General features: G+C 52.2%; 13 protein-coding genes. 10 read left to right on the top strand and 3 right to left on the bottom strand.

Going from position 1 to position 19,339, the window contains the following annotated elements; translation table 11 throughout:
* The first annotated feature begins 417 nt into the window (after positions 1–417).
* The 3 genes from BGK49_RS18215 to yegI are packed head-to-tail and all read left to right on the top strand — an operon-like array spanning position 418 to position 3,772.
* Complete coding sequence (locus tag BGK49_RS18215) at positions 418–1,077, top strand: vWA domain-containing protein (protein WP_000003179.1); 660 nt, start codon at positions 418–420, stop codon at positions 1,075–1,077.
* Positions 1,074–1,835 carry a PP2C family serine/threonine-protein phosphatase gene (locus BGK49_RS18210; protein ID WP_000119054.1) on the top strand — a complete coding sequence of 254 codons (762 nt, stop codon included), beginning with the start codon at positions 1,074–1,076 and terminating at the stop codon, positions 1,833–1,835. The genes BGK49_RS18215 and BGK49_RS18210 overlap by 4 nt, the downstream gene beginning before the upstream one ends.
* Positions 1,832–3,772, top strand: a complete 1,941-nt coding sequence (gene yegI, locus BGK49_RS18205) for a protein kinase YegI (RefSeq protein ID WP_005042733.1) — start codon at positions 1,832–1,834, stop codon at positions 3,770–3,772. Before BGK49_RS18210 ends, yegI begins: the two co-directional genes overlap by 4 nt.
* A 12-nt stretch (positions 3,773–3,784) precedes the next feature.
* On the opposite strand, the gene yegD is transcribed toward yegI, so the two are convergent.
* Positions 3,785–5,137 (bottom strand): molecular chaperone, encoded by a 1,353-nt coding sequence (gene yegD, locus BGK49_RS18200; protein WP_000469690.1) that lies wholly within the window; start codon positions 5,135–5,137, stop codon positions 3,785–3,787.
* A 133-nt stretch (positions 5,138–5,270) separates the two neighbouring features.
* Here yegD and alkA point away from each other — a divergent pair, with 133 nt between their 5' ends.
* A complete protein-coding gene (gene alkA / locus BGK49_RS18190; RefSeq protein ID WP_000288398.1) occupies positions 5,271–6,119 on the top strand; it encodes a DNA-3-methyladenine glycosylase 2 in 849 nt (282 codons plus the stop codon).
* 108 nt (positions 6,120–6,227) lie between these two features.
* Here alkA and BGK49_RS18185 read toward each other — a convergent pair whose 3' ends face one another.
* Positions 6,228–9,545, bottom strand: coding sequence for a diguanylate cyclase (locus BGK49_RS18185; protein ID WP_069375801.1), 3,318 nt, complete (start codon positions 9,543–9,545; stop codon positions 6,228–6,230).
* Positions 9,546–9,862: 317 nt separating this feature from the next.
* Here BGK49_RS18185 and udk point away from each other — a divergent pair, with 317 nt between their 5' ends.
* From udk to asmA, 3 genes are all read left to right on the top strand, one after another.
* On the top strand, positions 9,863–10,504 hold the full coding sequence (gene udk, locus BGK49_RS18180; protein ID WP_001295424.1) for a uridine kinase: 642 nt from the start codon (positions 9,863–9,865) through the stop codon (positions 10,502–10,504).
* A 91-nt stretch (positions 10,505–10,595) separates the two neighbouring features.
* Positions 10,596–11,177 carry a dCTP deaminase gene (gene dcd / locus BGK49_RS18175; RefSeq protein WP_001234767.1) on the top strand — a complete coding sequence of 194 codons (582 nt, stop codon included), beginning with the start codon at positions 10,596–10,598 and terminating at the stop codon, positions 11,175–11,177.
* Between the two features lie 21 nt (positions 11,178–11,198).
* A complete protein-coding gene (asmA, locus tag BGK49_RS18170; protein ID WP_001252331.1) occupies positions 11,199–13,052 on the top strand; it encodes an outer membrane assembly protein AsmA in 1,854 nt (617 codons plus the stop codon).
* 273 nt (positions 13,053–13,325) lie between these two features.
* Here asmA and BGK49_RS18165 read toward each other — a convergent pair whose 3' ends face one another.
* A complete protein-coding gene (locus BGK49_RS18165) occupies positions 13,326–14,909 on the bottom strand; it encodes a TerC family protein (protein WP_000454701.1) in 1,584 nt (527 codons plus the stop codon).
* A 658-nt stretch (positions 14,910–15,567) separates the two neighbouring features.
* Between BGK49_RS18165 and wza the strand changes: the two genes are divergently transcribed.
* From wza to wzc, 3 genes are read left to right on the top strand one after another with little or no spacing between them, the layout of a single operon-like run.
* Positions 15,568–16,707: a polysaccharide export protein Wza gene (gene wza / locus BGK49_RS18160; RefSeq protein ID WP_000978094.1), complete on the top strand. Its 1,140-nt coding sequence runs from the start codon at positions 15,568–15,570 to the stop codon at positions 16,705–16,707.
* A gap of 5 nt (positions 16,708–16,712) precedes the next feature.
* Positions 16,713–17,156: a low molecular weight protein-tyrosine-phosphatase Wzb gene (wzb, locus tag BGK49_RS18155; RefSeq protein ID WP_000482901.1), complete on the top strand. Its 444-nt coding sequence runs from the start codon at positions 16,713–16,715 to the stop codon at positions 17,154–17,156.
* 2 nt (positions 17,157–17,158) lie between these two features.
* Positions 17,159–19,321, top strand: a complete 2,163-nt coding sequence (gene wzc, locus BGK49_RS18150; protein WP_069375800.1) for a tyrosine-protein kinase Wzc — start codon at positions 17,159–17,161, stop codon at positions 19,319–19,321.
* Positions 19,322–19,339 lie beyond the last annotated feature (18 nt).

The following is a 19,339-nucleotide window of genomic DNA, read 5'->3' as shown; positions in this document are numbered from 1 at the left end:
TGGGTTAACCAGATAACCACGGGGAGCAGGTACCGGCATCCACGTTACAGACGGTCCCGGCAAAAGTGCCTGACCTGACCCCTATTAGCGGTTACCAGCGCCCCACCAGACCCGGTGACATCACCCCCCGGATCATGGACGACTGGGGGCAGTAATCATGCCGGGTCTGGCTGGCTAACACCCCATTATAAGGGGTACGAATAAAGTAACGGGGGGAAACCTCTCCCTAACCCTCACTCCTGAAATTATGTCACTCCGCCCTTAGTGTCAATCGACGGCTCTCCGTTCTTGCGAGGCGAATAGCAAAATTTTCTGCGCCGCCGGGCCTAATTCTGAAAGTTTCTTCGTTTGCTCTTATTTCATTATTGCAGTCGGTATGATACCGGACCTCAATAATTCTCTAAGAAAGGATTTCTTATGAGCGAACAAATCACGTTTGCCACCAGCGATTTTGCCAGTAACCCGGAACCACGTTGCCCCTGCATTCTGCTGCTGGATGTTTCTGGCTCGATGAGTGGCAGACCTATTAATGAACTTAACGCCGGATTGGTTACCTTTCGTGATGAACTGCTTGCTGATCCGCTGGCTTTAAAAAGAGTGGAACTCGGCATTGTGACGTTCGGCCCGGTGCATGTGGAACAACCCTTTACCAGCGCCGCTAATTTTTTTCCGCCCATCCTGTTTGCCCAGGGCGATACACCAATGGGTGCGGCCATTACCAAAGCCCTGGATATGGTAGAGGAGCGGAAACGTGAGTATCGTGCAAATGGTATTTCGTATTATCGCCCGTGGATTTTCCTGATTACCGATGGTGCACCAACCGATGAGTGGCAGGCTGCAGCCAACAAAGTGTTTCGGGGGGAAGAAGATAAAAGGTTTGCTTTCTTTTCCATCGGTGTTCAGGGGGCGGATATGAAGACGCTGGCCCAAATCAGCGTCCGTCAGCCTTTGTCTCTGCAGGGATTACAATTCCGTGAACTGTTTAGCTGGTTATCCAGTTCGCTGCGTTCGGTTTCCCGCTCCACGCCGGGAACGGAAGTTGTGCTGGAAGCGCCAAAAGGCTGGACGTCAGTGTGAGCTGGCGTCTGGTTTATGCATCCGCTGTTGGAACGTCGCACATTAGCGCTGATTTACCTTGTCAGGATGCCTGCCAGATGCAGGTTGCCTGGCTAAATGACCAGCAGCCATTACTGGTGATGTTCCTTGCTGATGGCGCAGGTAGCGTTTCGCAGGGAGGAGAAGGCGCGAAGCTCGCCGTCAATGAAGCGATGGCGTTTATGGTGCAAAAAGTACAGGACGGTGAATTGGGGCTTAATGATGTTCTCGCCACAAATATGGTACTGACCATTCGTCAACGACTTTTTGCCGAGGCAGAAGCCAAAGCATTAGCAGTTCGCGATTTTGCCTGCACGTTTCTGGGATTGATTTCATCGGCTAATGGCACATTGATTATGCAAATTGGCGACGGCGGTGTAGTGGTGGATTTTGGTCGTGGTCTGGAACTGCCGCTCACGCCGATGGTGGGTGAATATGCCAATATGACGCATTTCATTAGCGATGAAGATGCTGTTTCCAGACTGGAAACTTTCACCAGCACTGAGCGTGCGCATAAAGTTGCAGCATTTACGGATGGTATTCAGCGACTGGCGTTAAATATGCTGGATAATTCTCCGCATGTGCCTTTCTTTACCCCGTTTTTCATTGGACTGGCGGCAGCAACGCAGGAACAACTCGATTTATTACCTAAATTGTTAAAGCAGTTTTTGTCCAGCCCGGCGGTAAACGAGCGTACCGATGATGATAAAACGTTGGCACTGGCGCTGTGGTTACCATGAAACCCACTTTATATACTGCTACTGGTGAGTGCGTTACGCCAGGCCGTGAACTGGGCAAAGGTGGTGAAGGCGCGGTTTATGATATCGAGGAGTTTGTCGATAGCGTCGCCAAGATTTATCACACGCCGCCACCCGTCTCAAAACAGGACAAACTTGCCTTTATGGCTGCGACAGCTGACGCGCAGTTGTTGAATTATGTCGCCTGGCCGCAGGCAACGCTTCACGGTGGACGAGGCGGAAAAGTTACCGGTTTTATGATGCCAAAAGTTTCTGGTAAAGAACCGATTCATATGATCTATAGCCCGGGACATCGTCGCCAGAGTTACCCTCATTGTGCGTGGGATTTTCTACTCTATGTTGCGCGCAATATTGCTTCATCTTTTGCTACGGTTCACGAGCACGGGCACGTCGTGGGTGACGTAAACCAGAACAGTTTTATGGTAGGTCGCGACAGCAAAGTGGTGTTGATTGATAGCGACTCCTTTCAGATTAACGCCAATGGCACACTGCATTTATGCGAAGTCGGCGTGTCGCATTTTACGCCGCCAGAGCTACAAACCTTGTCGTCATTTGTCGGCTTTGAACGTACAGAAAATCACGATAATTTTGGCCTTGCCTTGTTGATTTTTCACGTCTTGTTTGGTGGTCGGCATCCTTATTCCGGTGTGCCGCTTATCTCTGATGCGGGTAATGCGCTGGAGACGGATATTGCCCATTTCCGTTATGCCTACGCGTCAGATAATCAGCGACGTGGTTTAAAACCGCCGCCACGATCTATTCCGCTGGCGATGTTACCGGGCGATGTTGAAGCCATGTTTCAGCAGGCGTTTACGGAAAGTGGCGTGGCAACCGGGCGTCCGACGGCAAAAGCGTGGGTAGCGGCACTTGATTTACTACGCCAACAGTTAAAGAAATGTACCGTTTCGGCAATGCATGTTTACTCCGCTCATTTGACTGACTGCCTGTGGTGTGCGCTGGATAATCAAGGCGTTATCTATTTTATTGATCTCGGCGAAGAGGTCATTACCACCAGCGGTGATTTTGTGCTGGCGAAAGTCTGGGCGATGGTGATGGCGTCAGTAGCACCGCCAGCATTGCAATTGCCATTACCCGATCATTTCCAACCGACTGGCAGGCCGCTTCCTTTAGGCCTGTTACGGCGCGAATACATCATTCTGATTGAGATCGCACTGTCAGCGTTATCGCTGTTGCTTTGCGGCCTTCAGGCAGAACCGCGTTATATTATTTTGGTTCCTGTGCTGTCGGCTATCTGGATTATTGGCAGTCTGACAAGCAAAGCGTACAAAGCAGAAGTTCAGCAACGCCGTGAGGCATTTAATCGCGCGAAAATGGACTATGACCATTTAGTCAGCCAGATCCAACAGTTGGGCGGGCTGGAAGGTTTTATCGCCAAACGGACGATGCTCGAAAAAATGAAGGACGAAATGCTCGGGTTACCGGAAGAAGAAAAACGTGCTCTGGCAGCACTTCACGACACCGCAAGGGAACGGCAGAAGCAGAAGTTTCTGGAGGGATTTTTTATTGATGTTGCCTCTATTCCCGGCGTTGGTCCTGCGCGTAAAGCGGCGTTACGGTCTTTTGGTATTGAAACAGCCGCAGATGTTACCCGTCGTGGCGTTAAGCAAGTGAAAGGGTTTGGCGACCATCTGACCCAGGCGGTTATCGACTGGAAAGCGAGCTGTGAACGCCGTTTTGTGTTCAGGCCGAATGAAGCGATAACGCCAGCAGACAGACAAGCGGTAATGGCGAAAATGACCGCCAAACGACATCGGCTGGAATCGGCGTTGACAGTCGGCGCGACAGAGTTGCAGCGATTCCGCCTTCATGCTCCAGCACGGACCATGCCGTTGATGGAACCGTTACGTCAGGCAGCAGAAAAACTGGCTCAGGCGCAGGCAGATTTAAGCCGCTGCTGAGCCATTTTTCAATTAACGAAACACCACTTCCGCCCAGCGTGCCAGCCCGGCGGTGACGGAGCCAAAGTCATCGCCGCCTGCAATCGGAATGCCTGGCAACTGTTCTGCCAGCGCTTTTTTAATCAGCGGAGAACGGGCGCTACCGCCGGTCAGGTAGATAACGTCCGGTTTTTCCTGGGCGTTATCCAGGGCCAGTTGCACCTGTTCCAGAATCCGCGCCAGTGGCTGGCTGAGGGCGCTTTCCAGCCCTCGCTGGCTAATCAGCGTAGCCAGTTCATTGCTGATAAACGGCAGTGAGGCGCGGGTTTCCGCTACGCTTGAAAGAGCAATTTTGCACTCTTCTGCGCTACGCACCAGGCGATAGCTTAAACGCTGACGCCAGACTTTCTGTAACAGGGCCACTTTTTCCGGTTCGCGGGCATCGCGTACCAGATCGTTAAGCAGACGACAGTTGGCACTACTGTAGAAATCACTCTGCGCAGGTACGTCGTTGATGGCAACCGCATTCCACCACGGCAGGATCGGCAGGGCGATGCCTTTTTCGGTTTCGCCACCCATACCCAGCAGTGGCATCAGGTTTTTAAACGCCAGGGCGATATCCAGATCGTTACCGCCAATACGACAACCACTGTGACCCAGCAGGCTGGCTTCACGATCGAGACGCGAACGCCACTGCGGTCCCATCAGCAGCAATGAACAGTCAGTCGTACCACCGCCGATATCCACCACCAGCACCCGTTTTTCTTCCTGCAAGGTGGCTTCGTAATCCAGCCCAGCCGCGACCGGCTCGTACTGGAATACCACGTCCCTGAATCCGGCACGCTTCGCCGCGCGTTCCAGAATCCCTTGCGCCTGGGCGTTTGCTTCATCGCCGCCCAGCCCCTGGAAGTTGATCGGGCGACCAATCACCGCCTGAGTAATCGCTTCTGGCAGCTGCGCCTGCGCCTGCTGGCGAATGTGCAACATCATTGCGCAGACCAGATCCTCAAACAGCGCTACCTGCTGCGGTTTTAAGCCGCTGGCACCGAGGAACGATTTTGGTGATTTCACAAACCACACTTCTTCTGGATCATCAATGTACTGTGCCAGTGAGGAAAGACCGAACTGCACGCTTTTCGCCGTAACATCGATATCTTCTTCGCGGTTATAACGAATCGCCCGACGCAACAGCGCCTGCGTTTCATCGTCGTCTGCCGGAACATCATGATGGCGGTACAGCCATTCGCTTACCGCTTCACGCGTTGGCGCGCAAAGCATTGAAGGCAGCAGCGTGCTGTCGTTTTCCATTTTTAGCAAGTGCGGTTTACCGTCACGCATGACCGCCACTGAACAGTTTGCTGTACCGTAATCAAAACCAATAAACACGAAATAATCCCCATGCCGGTGAAGAAGGGGCGTGACTTTAGCGAAATGTTGCCGTCGCGACAACCGGAATATGAAAGCAAAGCGCAGCGTCTGAATAACGTTTATGCTGAAAGCGGATGAATAAGGAGATGCGATGTATACCCTGAACTGGCAGCCGCCGTATGACTGGTCGTGGATGTTGGGATTTCTCGCCGCCCGTGCGGTGAGCGGTGTGGAAACGGTCGCGGACAGTTATTATGCCCGTAGTCTGGCGGTGGGCGAATATCGCGGCGTGGTGACTGCTATTCCGGATATAGCCCGCCATACTCTGCACATAAATTTAAGTGCAGGTTTAGAACCAGTTGCCGCAGAGTGTCTGGCGAAAATGAGCCGCCTGTTTGATCTGCAATGTAACCCACAAATTGTTAACGGTGCGTTGGGCAGGTTAGGCGCGGCGCGGCCCGGATTGCGTTTACCCGGCAGTGTTGATGCTTTTGAGCAGGGCGTGCGGGCGATTTTAGGCCAACTGGTGAGCGTGGCGATGGCGGCAAAATTGACTGCCAAAGTGGTACAGCTTTATGGCGAACGGCTGGATGATTTTCCGGAGTATATCTGCTTCCCCACGCCTCAGCGGCTGGCAGCAGCAGACCCGCAGGCATTAAAAGCGTTAGGTATGCCGTTGAAACGGGCAGAGGCGCTGATTCATCTGGCAAATGCGGCGCTGGAGGGCACCTTACCAATGACAATACCGGGCGATGTGGAGCAGGCGATGAAAACGCTGCAAACTTTTCCGGGTATCGGGCGCTGGACGGCGAATTATTTTGCTTTGCGTGGCTGGCAGGCGAAAGATGTTTTCCTGCCGGATGATTATCTGATTAAACAGCGATTTCCGGGAATGACACCGGCGCAAATCCGCCGTTATGCCGAGCGCTGGAAGCCCTGGCGTTCTTATGCGCTGTTGCATATCTGGTATACGGAAGGCTGGCAACCAGACGAAGCATGACGTTGGTCGCCGGATGCGGTGCGAGCGCCTTATCCGGCCTGGGGAATGAGCGATTTGTAGGCATGATAAGACGCGTTAGCGTCGCATCAGGCGATGGGGAGGCACGCCTCAGTTAATCGCGAAATAACTACTATTCACCAGCAAATCCAGCGGTTGGGCATCGGCAATCACCTCACCATAAATCAGATCGACGCCGATGCCAGAAAGCGTATCCATCACTAAGGGTAAAACGACTGGCCCGGCGATGGTTTTCATCCCGAGTCGCTGAGCGTGCCCCTGAATAATCGTAATCAGCATCTCATCCATCAAATTACCCTGCACGTTGGCGCATAACTCACCATCAAGTAGCAGGTAATCTGCCATATTCGCTTTCAGCGAGTTGAAGATTTGCAGATCGCGGCCCACCTGGCTGAGCACTATCCGACATCCCGCCAGCCGCAGTTTTTGCACGCTTTCTGCGTGATCTAAAATCGCTTCAGCCGGAATAATCAGATGTAATAACCGTGGTGGTAGAGGGCTATTTTCCAGCTGCTCAAGCAGATCATTCACCAGCGTGGCGCTACTCAAACCGGCAACGGAAAGGGGGAGGGCGATGCTTATGCCTTTACTGGCAACCGCTTTTGCGGCCTGCTGGAAAAATTCGTGGAATACCCGGCGGTCAAGAGCATGGCTAAGCGCCGGATCGCTGAAGCTACGACGAAATGTTTGTTCATCAATAATCTCGCCTTCGCAACTCCAGAGCTTAAGTGAAATCAGCCACAAATTACGCGCTTCCGGGATCCGTGGCGAAGCGACACCGTGGGCGAGCATCATCAACTGATTCTCTTTAATCATCCGCCACTGTTCATCAAGCGACATCGCCGCCCGTTCGCTATGTGCGGCAGCTTGCTGCGGTTCGTAAACCGTCACCCGGCCCCGGCCACCATTTTTGGAGGCATAACAGGCGATATCAGCCTGCGACATCACTTCTGCCGCCTGATGATTGTTGTCATCAATCAAGGTAATCCCGGCACTGGCACCTACCCGATGCACACGGCCTTCCCATATAAAGTGATAGTCATTCACGGCACTGATAATGCGTGTAGCGATAAAACGCGCGCTTTCAACATTACAGTCTGGTAGCAGCAGACCAAATTCATCCCCACCGAGTCGCGCCAGCACGTCGCTGGAACGCAGCATACTCAGCATTAACGACGCCAGTTCGCGCAGCAAAGCGTCACCCGCCGCATGCCCGGCGCTGTCATTCACCGCTTTAAAGCGATCAAGATCGATAAACACCAGGGCATGTCGCTGATGTGTACTGTTTACCGTTTGCAGCAGGATACGCAGTTGTTTCTCAAAACTGGCGCGGTTGGCGAGATGCGTCAGTGCATCATGGGAGGCGCTGTAGCTCAGCTGGCGCAGCATTTTGCGTGATTCGGTAACGTCCTGAATCACCAGAACCGAACCAATATTGCTGCCGTCCAGAGTACTTAACGGCGTAATACTGTAATGCACGTCGTAACTGCCGCCGCTCCGACAGTGCAACACCACATCTTGCTCGATCGCGGAACGTGAGGTGTCGGCACTGTAAATGTTCTCCATTAATGGTCCGTTGTCGCCAAAAGTAATATGCAACACCGTCAGGAGCGGAACACCTAACGCTTCTTCCTGCGTCCAGCCGCTCATCTTCTCCGCCACTGGATTCATAAAGGTAATTTTCATCGCCATATCAATACAGACCACGGCTTCACCGATGGAATCAAGCGTAATGTGCAGGCGCTCTTTTTCCTGAAACAATGCCTCGTTAAGCTGTTTCACTTCGGTCATATCCATATTGATGCCGAGGAGACGTTCGACTTCGCCTTCTTTATTCAGTACCCGGTTGGCGAGGGCGCGGATATGGCGAATACCGTCTTTTACGGTAATGCGAAATTCCAGTTTAAAGGGCGAGCGTGATTGCAACGAATCACGAATCACTTTTTCGGCATGCTGGCGATCTTCCGGCAGCACGCACTCGTACCACACCTGCCAGTTCGGTTTGATATGTGGAGGAATTTCATACAGCTCGAACATCCGCTTATCCCAGCTAAAAATATTCGGCTTCAACTCCCACTCCCAGGTGCCAATCCCGCCCGCTTCGTTAGCCAGAGTGATGCGCTCCATCAGTTGCTGATTGACCTGTTCGGTGCGTTTTAGCTCGTTAATGTCTTCAATCTGAGCGATAAAATAGAGCGGCGTGCCATCCGTGTGGCGCACCAGTGAGACGGCAAGCAACGCCCAGACAACATCGCCATTGCGGTTGTAGTAGCGTTTTTCCATTGAATAGGTGTTTATTTCACCGCTTATCAGCTTTTCAACCTGTTGGAGATCTTTATTGAGATCCTCCGGCCAGGTCAGTTGCTGAAAGGTGAGTCCGCGCAGCTCTTCCTGACTGTACCCGAGAAACTGGCAGAGCGCTTTGTTGGTTTGCAGCCATTGTCCCTCGGTGCCCACTAACGCCATACCGATAGCGGAATATTCCATCGCGTTCCGAAAGTGGGTTTCGCTTTCGGAAATGTGTTTGCGTTCCGCACGAAAGGCATACATCACCATGGTCATGATGTTGGCGGGCAGCAGGATCAGCAAAAACGGTAGCCACGGCATATGGCTCATCAGGTACGTACGCGGCGTAGCAAGCAGGGAGGGATCCGCGGCCATCATCAGCGACACCATCATCACCGTGGTAAGGAAGATCAAAAAGGCTTCCATTCGTGGCAGACGCACGGCGCTCCACATCAACAGCACAATAATGAAAGTAAAAGGCCACGGCAGATACAGCATCGAAAGCCAGCTTAACGTCAGTGTGATGGCTAACGTGAGCAGCGACTCAAAAAGCAACCGTGGGTTGCGATGGCGCAGCAGATAGTGTGGTTTAAATAACAATCCCAGCGGCACCAGTGCCAGAGCGCCGATGGATTCTGACAGTACCCATATCAAAAATGCCCTGAGAGGATCGTCTCCGGGCGTCAGCAGGACAACCAGAACACCCCCCAACAGAGGCGGAACAATGGCGCTGCCGAGTGCCAGACGCAGCCAGTCAGCCAGATTTTGCAAGGGGTTATACCACGGCAGCAATTTACGTAGCAGCACTGCCCCGACCACGGCTTCAACAATATTGATGGTCGTCCAGGTCATGTTCAGCGAGCTGGTGGAAAAAAGCAGGATGGATGCGGCGATATTTCCCAGCGAACAGCTCAGCGCAATTCCCGGCCACATGCGCCCGGCATGGCGATAAAACGCCACCATCATGATGGACGTCGGGAACCACAGTGGGGCGAGTTGGGTGCCAAACTGCGAAAGCTCAAGCGAGAAAAGGGTAAAGATAAACGAGACTAAACCTAAACTGACCAGGTGAAGCAGCGGGTGGGGCAGGGCAATTAATACATGCTGTGATTGTTTGCTCATTACCGCTTTATCCGCAAGACCTGGTCGCCAGTATTCGTTTCTGTGTTTATGCTAGTACAAAAGTTTTACATTTTATATGCGAATTGCTCATAAAGTGACGTAAAGGCGGATAATTTGCGCAACTGCGTATAACATTTTTTACCTTACATAAAACTGATCAACGTAATTTGCCCCCGGGAATTCTTTGTCAACAATTAACTCTGAGCGCGCGGCAACGCTATTCGACTGGTATCAGACGGATGAAATCCCTATAATTGCCGCGTTTGGCGCTTCGTCGCCCCCTTCCTAACATCCAGGTTAATCAGGTCGCTAAATATATGACTGATCAGTCTCATCAGTGCGTCATTATCGGTATCGCTGGCGCATCGGCTTCCGGCAAGAGTCTTATTGCCAGTACCCTTTATCGTGAATTGCGTGAGCAAGTCGGTGATGAACACATCGGCGTAATTCCCGAAGACTGCTATTACAAAGATCAAAGCCATCTGTCGATGGAAGAACGCGTTAAGACCAACTACGACCATCCCAGCGCGATGGATCACAGTCTGCTGCTTGAGCATTTACAAGCGTTGAAACGCGGCTCGGCAATTGACCTGCCGGTTTACAGCTATGTTGAACATACGCGTATGAAAGAAACGGTGACGGTTGAGCCGAAGAAGGTCATCATTCTCGAAGGCATTTTGTTGCTGACGGATGCGCGTTTGCGTGACGAACTTAACTTCTCCATTTTCGTTGATACCCCGCTGGATATCTGCCTGATGCGCCGCATCAAGCGTGACGTTAACGAGCGTGGGCGTTCAATGGATTCAGTGATGGCGCAATATCAAAAAACCGTGCGCCCGATGTTCCTGCAATTCATTGAGCCTTCTAAACAATATGCGGACATTATCGTGCCGCGCGGCGGGAAAAACCGCATCGCGATCGATATATTGAAAGCGAAAATAAGTCAGTTCTTTGAATAAGCTTGATAAATTGTGTACCGTTCAGTGATAACCTGGTATGCCCTTGACGTAATTGGCGTTAAGGGAGTGATGCGCGAAAGGAGAAAATGCCATGCGTCTGTGTGACCGAGATATTGAAGCCTGGCTTGATGAAGGCCGTTTGTCGATCAACCCACGTCCGCCAGTGGAGCGTATTAACGGCGCGACGGTGGATGTACGCCTGGGCAATAAATTTCGTACCTTCCGTGGTCACACGGCAGCGTTTATCGATCTGAGCGGTCCCAAAGATGAAGTGAGCGCCGCGCTTGACCGCGTGATGAGCGATGAGATCGTTCTCGACGAGGGCGAGGCGTTCTATCTTCACCCAGGAGAGCTGGCGCTGGCGGTGACGCTGGAGTCGGTGACGCTGCCAGCCGATCTGGTGGGCTGGCTGGACGGGCGTTCCTCACTGGCGCGTCTGGGGCTGATGGTGCACGTCACCGCGCACCGCATCGATCCGGGCTGGTCTGGTTGCATTGTGCTGGAGTTCTACAACTCCGGTAAGCTGCCGCTGGCGCTGCGTCCGGGCATGTTAATTGGTGCGCTGAGCTTTGAGCCGCTTTCCGGCCCGGCGGCGCGACCTTACAACCGCCGTGAAGATGCGAAATATCGCAACCAGCAGGGCGCGGTAGCCAGCCGAATCGATAAAGACTAATTCAGGCCCATTGAGGATACCATGAGACGATTTCTGACGACGCTGATGATACTCCTGGTCGTGCTGGTGGCCGGGTTATCTGCGTTAGTGTTGCTGGTGAATCCGAATGATTTCCGCGACTATATGGTCAAGCAAGTTGCTGCACGTAGCGGTTATCAATTGCAGCTCGACGGGCCACTGCGTTGGCACGTCTGGCCGCAGCTTAGTATCCTCTCCGGGCGAATGTCTCTCACCGCCCAGGGCGCAAGCCAGCCACTGGTTCGCGCCGACAACATGCGTCTGGACGTGGCGCTTTTACCACTACTGAGTCATCAACTGAGCGTTAAGCAGGTGATGCTAAAAGGGGCAGTGATCCAACTGACGCCGCAGACGGAAGCGGTGCGCAGTGAAGACGCTCCGGTTGCACCGCGCGACAATACCTTGCCGGATCTGTCAGACGATCGCGGATGGTCGTTTGATATATCCAGTCTTAAGGTGGCGGACAGCGTGCTGGTGTTCCAGCATGAAGATGACGAGCAGGTGACAATCCGCAATATTCGCCTGCAAATGGAACAAGATCCCCAACATCGTGGTTCATTTGAGTTCTCCGGGCGGGTTAATCGCGATCAGCGCGATCTCACGATATCCCTTAACGGTACGGTAGATGCTTCTGATTATCCGCATGATTTAACGGCGGCTATTGAACAAATTAACTGGCAGTTGCAGGGTGCCGATTTACCAAAACAAGGTATTCAGGGGCAGGGGAGTTTCCAGGCCCAGTGGCAGGAGTCACATAAACGCCTTTCATTTAACCAAATTAGTTTGACCGCCAATGATAGTACGCTAAGCGGGCAAGCACAGGTTACGCTGACAGAGAAACCGGAATGGCAGCTGAGGCTGCAATTCCCGCAACTGAATCTTGACAACCTCATCCCGCTTAATGAAACCGCGAATGGTGAAAACGGTGCCGCGCAGCAGGGGCAGAGCCAATCAACGTTGCCGCGCCCGGTCATTTCTTCGCGTATTGATGAACCGGCCTATCAGGGACTGCAAGGCTTTACGGCTGATATTTTGTTGCAGGCCAGTAACGTGCGCTGGCGCGGAATGAATTTTACAGATGTTGCCACGCAAATGACCAACAAGTCGGGTTTGCTGGAAATTACTCAACTGCAGGGCAAACTTAACGGTGGACAGGTTTCACTGCCGGGCACGCTGGACGCGACATCAATAAATCCGCGGATAAACTTCCAGCCACGGCTGGAAAACGTTGAGATTGGTACCATTCTGAAGGCGTTTAACTATCCGATTTCGTTGACCGGAAAAATGTCACTGGCTGGTGATTTCTCCGGTGCTGACATAGATGCCGACGCATTCCGCCACAACTGGCAAGGACAGGCACATGTCGAAATGACCGACACGCGCATGGAAGGGATGAACTTCCAGCAGATGATTCAGCAAGCGGTAGAGCGTAATGGCGGTGATGTGAAGGCCGCTGAAAACTTTGATAACGTGACGCGGCTTGACCGCTTTACCACCGATTTGACGTTGAAGGATGGCGTCGTGACGTTAAACGACATGCAAGGTCAATCGCCTGTGCTGGCGCTGACAGGGGAAGGCATGTTGAATCTGGCAGATCAAACCTGCGACACCCAGTTTGATATTCGGGTCGTGGGTGGCTGGAACGGGGAAAGCAAACTGATTGATTTCCTGAAAGAAACGCCAGTACCGCTGCGGGTTTATGGCAACTGGCAGCAACTCAATTACAGCCTGCAAGTGGATCAGTTACTGCGCAAACATCTACAGGACGAAGCGAAACGTCGCCTGAATGACTGGGCCGAGCGGAATAAAGATTCCCGTAATGGCAAAGATGTGAAGAAGTTGCTGGAGAAGATGTAGGTTACCAGGTGACCAGTCCTGTAGGCCTGATAAGACGCGTAAAGCGTCGCATCAGGCGTTCGTGGCGGCATCATTATATTCTGAATATGTAAGATCGAAGGCTGTTCCGTTCACTTGATGTTCCTCGCTACTATGGAACGCTCAAGCCGGTGAACGTGCCAGGGTGGCTCAATCTCCACCACCCTGGCAACCCGGGCTCCCGGCGGTAAATCGCCGATGGCGCGGTTCCCTCATCTTATTCCTTTCGGCTATTGGGTAAAATGACCGATACCATCACACCTCGTACTCCATCTCGCCATCCTTACGCAGCGGTATAATCTGCACCTTCTGCACGCGATGGCTTTCTACCTGCAACGTTTTAAGCAAATAATCCCCCACCTGAACTTCTTCGCCAGGTTTTGGAATACGCTGCAAATACTCCATCAACAGCCCGGCAATGGTGTGATATTCACGTTTTTCATCCAGCGGCAGCGGCACATATTGCACCAGATCCTCCAGCGGCATATGACCATTCGCCGTCCAGGAACCGTCCGCATTCTTCTGAATATCATGGCGGGCGTCGATCTCTTCCACTTCGTTCGGTAAGTTACCGGCAATGGTTTCAGTGACGTCACTTAATGTCACAATCCCTTCCACCGAGCCAAACTCATCCACCACAAAAGCAAAGTGCGTGCGGGCATTACGGAACTGCTCCAGGGCAGGTAACAACGGCAAGGTTTCCGGGAACACCAGCGGCTGGCGAATCAACACCCGCAGGTTGAGCGGTTCGCCGCGCAGAGACTGTTGTAGCAGGTCGATAACGTGAACAACACCGAGCAAATCTTCTGCGTCATCACCGTCGGTAACCACCAGCCGCGTATGCTGATTTCGCTCCAGCAACTGGCGGATTTCTTCTTCCGGCGCGTTGAGATCGATATGCTCAATATCGTGGCGCGACGTCATAATGCTGCTGACGGTACGCTGGTTAAGATTAAGTACCCGCTCAATCATCCGCCGTTCCTGCGGATTAAAGATCTGCTGGTTACCATGATCCACCAGCATGGACGCGGTTTCGGCGTCCAGTTCCGCATCTTCTTTTTGCCCGCTAAGCAGGCGCATTACCGCTTCGGTAGTCCGCTGGCGCAGCGTCTGGTTAGCGGAAAGAAAACGTCGCCGGTTAAAGATAGCCAACTGATTGAGCGCCTCGATCATCACCGAGAAACCAATGGCAGCGTACAGGTAGCCTTTCGGAATGACGAAGCCGAAACCTTCTGCCACCAGGCTAAAGCCAATCATCAACAGGAAGCTTAAGCAGAGAATAACGATGGTCGGGTGGCTATTAACGAACTGGGTTAACGGCTTGCTGGCCATCAACATCAGGCTGATAGCGATAACCACGGCGGCCATCATGACCAGTAAATGGTCGACCATCCCGACGGCGGTAATCACTGAGTCGAGTGAGAAAATGGCGTCCAGTACCACAATTTGCGTCACCACGCCCCAGAACTTCGCACCTTTGCGTTGTGTGGGATTATTGCTGTCTTTCCCTTCCAGCCGTTCGTTCAGCTCCATCGTGGCTTTGAACAACAGGAAGAAACCACCAAACAGCATGATTAAGTCGCGGGCGCTAAAGGTAAACGAGCGGAAGCTGAACAGCGGTTGAGTCAGGGTGACCAGCCAGGAGATTGACGCCAGCAGTAACAGGCGCATTAACATCGCCAGCAGCAGCCCGGTAACCCGTGCGCGGTCGCGCTGCTTCGGCGGTAGTTTTTCGGCGAGGATGGCAATAAAGACCAGGTTATCAATGCCGAGGACCAGTTCGATCACAATCAGCGTGATTAACCCGGCCCAGATAGACGGATCGGCAATCCATTCCATAGTAAGTACAAAACCTATTCGTTGTATGACAAATGTCACAATTCGATCATGGATAAATCGGGGCAAAAATGCAATGTTGCAGCACTATTTATCTCATATTATTTGAGGGTAATAACCTCACATTATCCCTGAATTAAAAGTGGTAATAATAAAACATTATTTAAGAAATATCGCATGTGGAGGCGCAATATTAAATATTGTCAACCTAAAGAAACTCCTAAAAACCATATTGAATGACACTTAATATAATTCTTAAAAATAGCCAATTACCGAATTGTTATCTTGCCTGCTATTCCGTTAGCTGTAACACTTCCTCCTGCATTATTGGAAAGCCAATATTCAATTACCATAATGTCACCTTATATTCGGAAGTTAATTTCCGTAATAACCCTTTCTCATCAACGACTGCATGCTGAGAGGGTGTGAAAAATTAAACTAAATCAGTGTATTGGTAGCTAAAAAGCCAGGGGCGGTAGCGTGTCTGGATGCCTGAAAGACCAGTCTGAATTATTCTGTCAATAGCCTGCGGATGAAATCAATTTTTTTAGGACTGATGCCAGTTAAATTTTTATTCAATTAACTGCAAGGTAAATGTGCATGGCGACATTGCTATTAATAGTGCACAGGATAATTACTCTGCCAAAGTGATAAATAAACAATGATGAAATCCAAAATGAAATTGATGCCATTATTGGTGTCAGTAACCTTGATAAGCGGTTGCACAGTACTTCCGGGCAGCAATATGTCGACGATGGGCAAAGACGTCATCAAACAGCAGGACGCTGATTTCGATCTCGACAAAATGGTGAATGTTTATCCGCTGACCCCGCGCCTGATTGACCAATTACGCCCACGCCCGAATGTAGCGCGCCCCAATATGACGCTGGAAAGTGAGATCGCGAATTACCAGTATCGCGTCGGGCCGGGGGACGTTCTTAATGTCACCGTCTGGGATCACCCGGAACTCACCACGCCAGCCGGTCAGTACCGCAGCTCCAGCGACACCGGCAACTGGGTACAGCCTGACGGCACTATGTTTTACCCGTATATCGGCAAGGTCCACGTAGTCGGGAAAACGCTCGCTGAAATCCGCAGTGATATTACCGGGCGCTTAGCGACGTACATCGCTGACCCGCAGGTGGACGTTAATATCGCCGCCTTCCGCTCACAAAAGGCCTATATCTCCGGTCAGGTGAATAAATCCGGTCAACAGGCGATCACCAACGTGCCACTGACTATTCTCGACGCCATCAACGCCGCAGGTGGCCTGACCGACACCGCTGACTGGCGCAACGTGGTGCTAACACACAATGGTCGTGAAGAGCGCATTTCTTTGCAGGCGCTGATGCAAAACGGCGACCTCAACCAGAATCGCCTGCTTTACCCCGGCGATATTCTCTACGTGCCACGTAATGATGATCTGAAAGTATTTGTGATGGGTGAAGTGAAGAAACAGAGCACCCTGAAAATGGACTTTAGCGGCATGACCCTGACTGAAGCCCTGGGCAATGCTGAAGGCATCGACATGACCACCTCCAACGCCAGCGGCATCTTTGTCATTCGTCCGCTGAAAGGCGAGGGCGGGCGTAACGGCAAGATTGCCAATATCTACCAGCTGGATATGTCCGATGCCACGTCGCTGGTGATGGCGACAGAATTCCGCCTGCAACCTTATGACGTGGTGTATGTCACCACCGCCCCGGTTTCCCGCTGGAACCGTCTGATCAATCAGTTGCTGCCAACTATTAGCGGTGTCCGTTACATGACGGATACAGCCAGCGACATTCATAACTGGTAATCGTCATGTTTAACAACATCTTAGTTGTCTGTGTCGGCAATATTTGCCGTTCCCCGACGGCGGAACGCTTACTGCAACGTTATCACCCGGAGCTGAAAGTGGAGTCCGCTGGACTCGGCGCGCTGGTCGGTAAGGGCGCTGATCCTACCGCTATCAGCGTCGCCGCAGAACATCAACTGTCTCTGGAAGGTCACTGTGCCCGTCAAATCAGCCGCCGTCTGTGTCGCAACTACGACCTGATTTTGACCATGGAAAAGCGCCATATCGAACGCTTATGCGAGATGGCACCGGAGATGCGCGGCAAAGTGATGCTGTTTGGTCACTGGGATAACGAATGTGAAATCCCCGATCCGTATCGCAAAAGCCGGGAAACGTTTGCAGCGGTGTACACATTACTTGAACGGTCTGCCCGCCAGTGGGCGCAGGCATTGAACGCAGAGCAGGTATAAGAATGACAGAAAAAGTAAAACAACATGCCGCTCCGGTAACGGGCAGTGATGAAATCGATATTGGTCGCCTGGTCGGCACCGTCATTGAAGCGCGCTGGTGGGTGATTGGCATCACCGCTGTATTTGCCCTCTGTGCCGTGGTTTACACCTTCTTCGCCACGCCGATTTATAGTGCCGACGCACTGGTACAAATCGAGCAAAACAGCGGCAATTCGTTAGTGCAGGACATTGGTTCGGCATTAGCCAACAAACCGCCTGCATCGGACGCCGAGATCCAGTTGATTCGTTCGCGTCTGGTGCTTGGTAAAACGGTGGACGATCTCGACCTCGATATTGCGGTGAGCAAAAACACGTTCCCGATTTTCGGTGCGGGCTGGGATCGTTTGATGGGACGTCAGAACGAGACGGTGAAAGTGACCACCTTTAACCGCCCGAAAGAGATGGCGGATCAGGTGTTTACGCTTAATGTGCTGGACGATAAAAACTACACCCTGAGCAGTGATGGCGGCTTTAGCGCCCGTGGACAAGCGGGCCAGATGCTGAAAAAAGAAGGCGTCACGCTGATGGTTGAAGCCATTCACGCCCGCCCGGGCAGTGAGTTTACCGTCACCAAATACTCCACGCTGGGGATGATCAATCAACTGCAAAACAGCCTGACGGTAACGGAGAACGGCAAAGACGCAGGCGTACTGAGCCTGACTTATACCGGTGAAGATCGCGAACAGATCCGCGACATTCTTAATAGCATCGCCCGTAACTATCAGGAACAAAATATTGAGCGCAAATCGGCGGAAGCGTCGAAAAGCCTCGCTTTCCTCGCGCAACAGTTACCGGAAGTACGTAGCCGCCTTGATGTTGCCGAAAACAAACTGAATGCCTTCCGTCAGGATAAAGATTCTGTTGATCTGCCGCTGGAAGCGAAAGCGGTGCTCGATTCGATGGTGAACATCGACGCGCAGTTGAACGAACTGACCTTTAAAGAGGCGGAAATCTCCAAGCTGTACACCAAAGTTCACCCGGCGTACCGCACGCTGCTGGAGAAACGTCAGGCGCTGGAAGACGAAAAAGCCAAACTTAACGGTCGCGTAACGGCGATGCCGAAAACCCAGCAGGAGATTGTCCGTCTGACCCGCGATGTCGAGTCTGGTCAGCAGGTCTATATGCAACTGCTGAATAAAAAGCAGGAGCTGAAAATCACCGAAGCCAGCACCGTCGGCGATGTGCGCATTGTTGACCCGGCAATCACTCAGCCTGGTGTGCTAAAACCGAAGAAAGGGCTGATTATCCTTGGGGCGATTATTCTTGGCCTGATGCTCTCTATCGTGGGTGTGCTGCTGCGCTCGTTGTTTAATCGCGGCATCGAAAGCCCGCAGGTGCTGGAAGAACACGGTATCAGCGTCTATGCCAGCATCCCGTTGTCGGAATGGCAGAAAGCGCGCGATAGCGTCAAAACCATCAAAGGGATTAAACGCTATAAACAGAGCCAGCTACTGGCGGTGGGGAATCCAACCGATCTGGCGATTGAAGCCATCCGCAGTCTGCGTACCAGTCTGCACTTCGCGATGATGCAGGCGCAGAACAATGTGTTGATGATGACCGGGGTTAGCCCGTCAATCGGTAAAACCTTTGTCTGCGCCAACCTGGCGGCGGTGATCAGCCAGACCAATAAACGCGTGTTGTTGATCGACTGCGATATGCGCAAAGGCTACACCCACGAGCTGTTGGGCACCAATAACGTCAATGGCCTGTCGGAAATTCTGATTGGTCAGGGCGATATTACTACCGCAGCTAAACCGACCTCTATTGCCAAATTTGACCTGATCCCGCGCGGTCAGGTGCCGCCAAATCCTTCTGAACTGTTGATGAGCGAACGCTTTGCCGAACTGGTGAACTGGGCGAGTAAAAACTATGACCTGGTGTTGATTGATACGCCGCCGATTCTGGCAGTGACCGATGCGGCAATTGTTGGTCGTCATGTCGGAACCACATTAATGGTGGCGCGTTATGCGGTCAACACATTGAAAGAAGTGGAAACCAGTCTGAGCCGCTTTGAGCAAAACGGTATTCCGGTGAAAGGGGTGATTCTGAACTCCATCTTCCGCCGCGCCAGCGCGTATCAGGATTATGGCTATTACGAATACGAATATAAGTCGGATGCGAAATAACGACGCCTGCATTCGCAC

This window comes from Shigella sp. FC1544 (assembly GCF_001722145.1).
Lineage (GTDB): Bacteria > Pseudomonadota > Gammaproteobacteria > Enterobacterales > Enterobacteriaceae > Escherichia > Escherichia coli.
This window is presented reverse-complemented; position numbering and strand designations above follow the sequence as displayed.

What these genes read in the sequence shown, in the direction of transcription:
- BGK49_RS18215 (WP_000003179.1), top strand. Translation starts at nt 418, where the DNA reads ATGAGCGAACAAATCACGTTTGCCACCAGCGATTTTGCCAGTAACCCG.
- yegI (WP_005042733.1), top strand. Translation starts at nt 1,832, where the DNA reads ATGAAACCCACTTTATATACTGCTACTGGTGAGTGCGTTACGCCAGGC.
- alkA (WP_000288398.1), top strand. Translation starts at nt 5,271, where the DNA reads ATGTATACCCTGAACTGGCAGCCGCCGTATGACTGGTCGTGGATGTTG.
- BGK49_RS18185 (WP_069375801.1), bottom strand. Translation starts at nt 9,545, where the DNA reads ATGAGCAAACAATCACAGCATGTATTAATTGCCCTGCCCCACCCGCTG.
- udk (WP_001295424.1), top strand. Translation starts at nt 9,863, where the DNA reads ATGACTGATCAGTCTCATCAGTGCGTCATTATCGGTATCGCTGGCGCA.
- dcd (WP_001234767.1), top strand. Translation starts at nt 10,596, where the DNA reads ATGCGTCTGTGTGACCGAGATATTGAAGCCTGGCTTGATGAAGGCCGT.
- asmA (WP_001252331.1), top strand. Translation starts at nt 11,199, where the DNA reads ATGAGACGATTTCTGACGACGCTGATGATACTCCTGGTCGTGCTGGTG.
- BGK49_RS18165 (WP_000454701.1), bottom strand. Translation starts at nt 14,909, where the DNA reads ATGGAATGGATTGCCGATCCGTCTATCTGGGCCGGGTTAATCACGCTG.
- wza (WP_000978094.1), top strand. Translation starts at nt 15,568, where the DNA reads ATGATGAAATCCAAAATGAAATTGATGCCATTATTGGTGTCAGTAACC.
- wzb (WP_000482901.1), top strand. Translation starts at nt 16,713, where the DNA reads ATGTTTAACAACATCTTAGTTGTCTGTGTCGGCAATATTTGCCGTTCC.
- wzc (WP_069375800.1), top strand. Translation starts at nt 17,159, where the DNA reads ATGACAGAAAAAGTAAAACAACATGCCGCTCCGGTAACGGGCAGTGAT.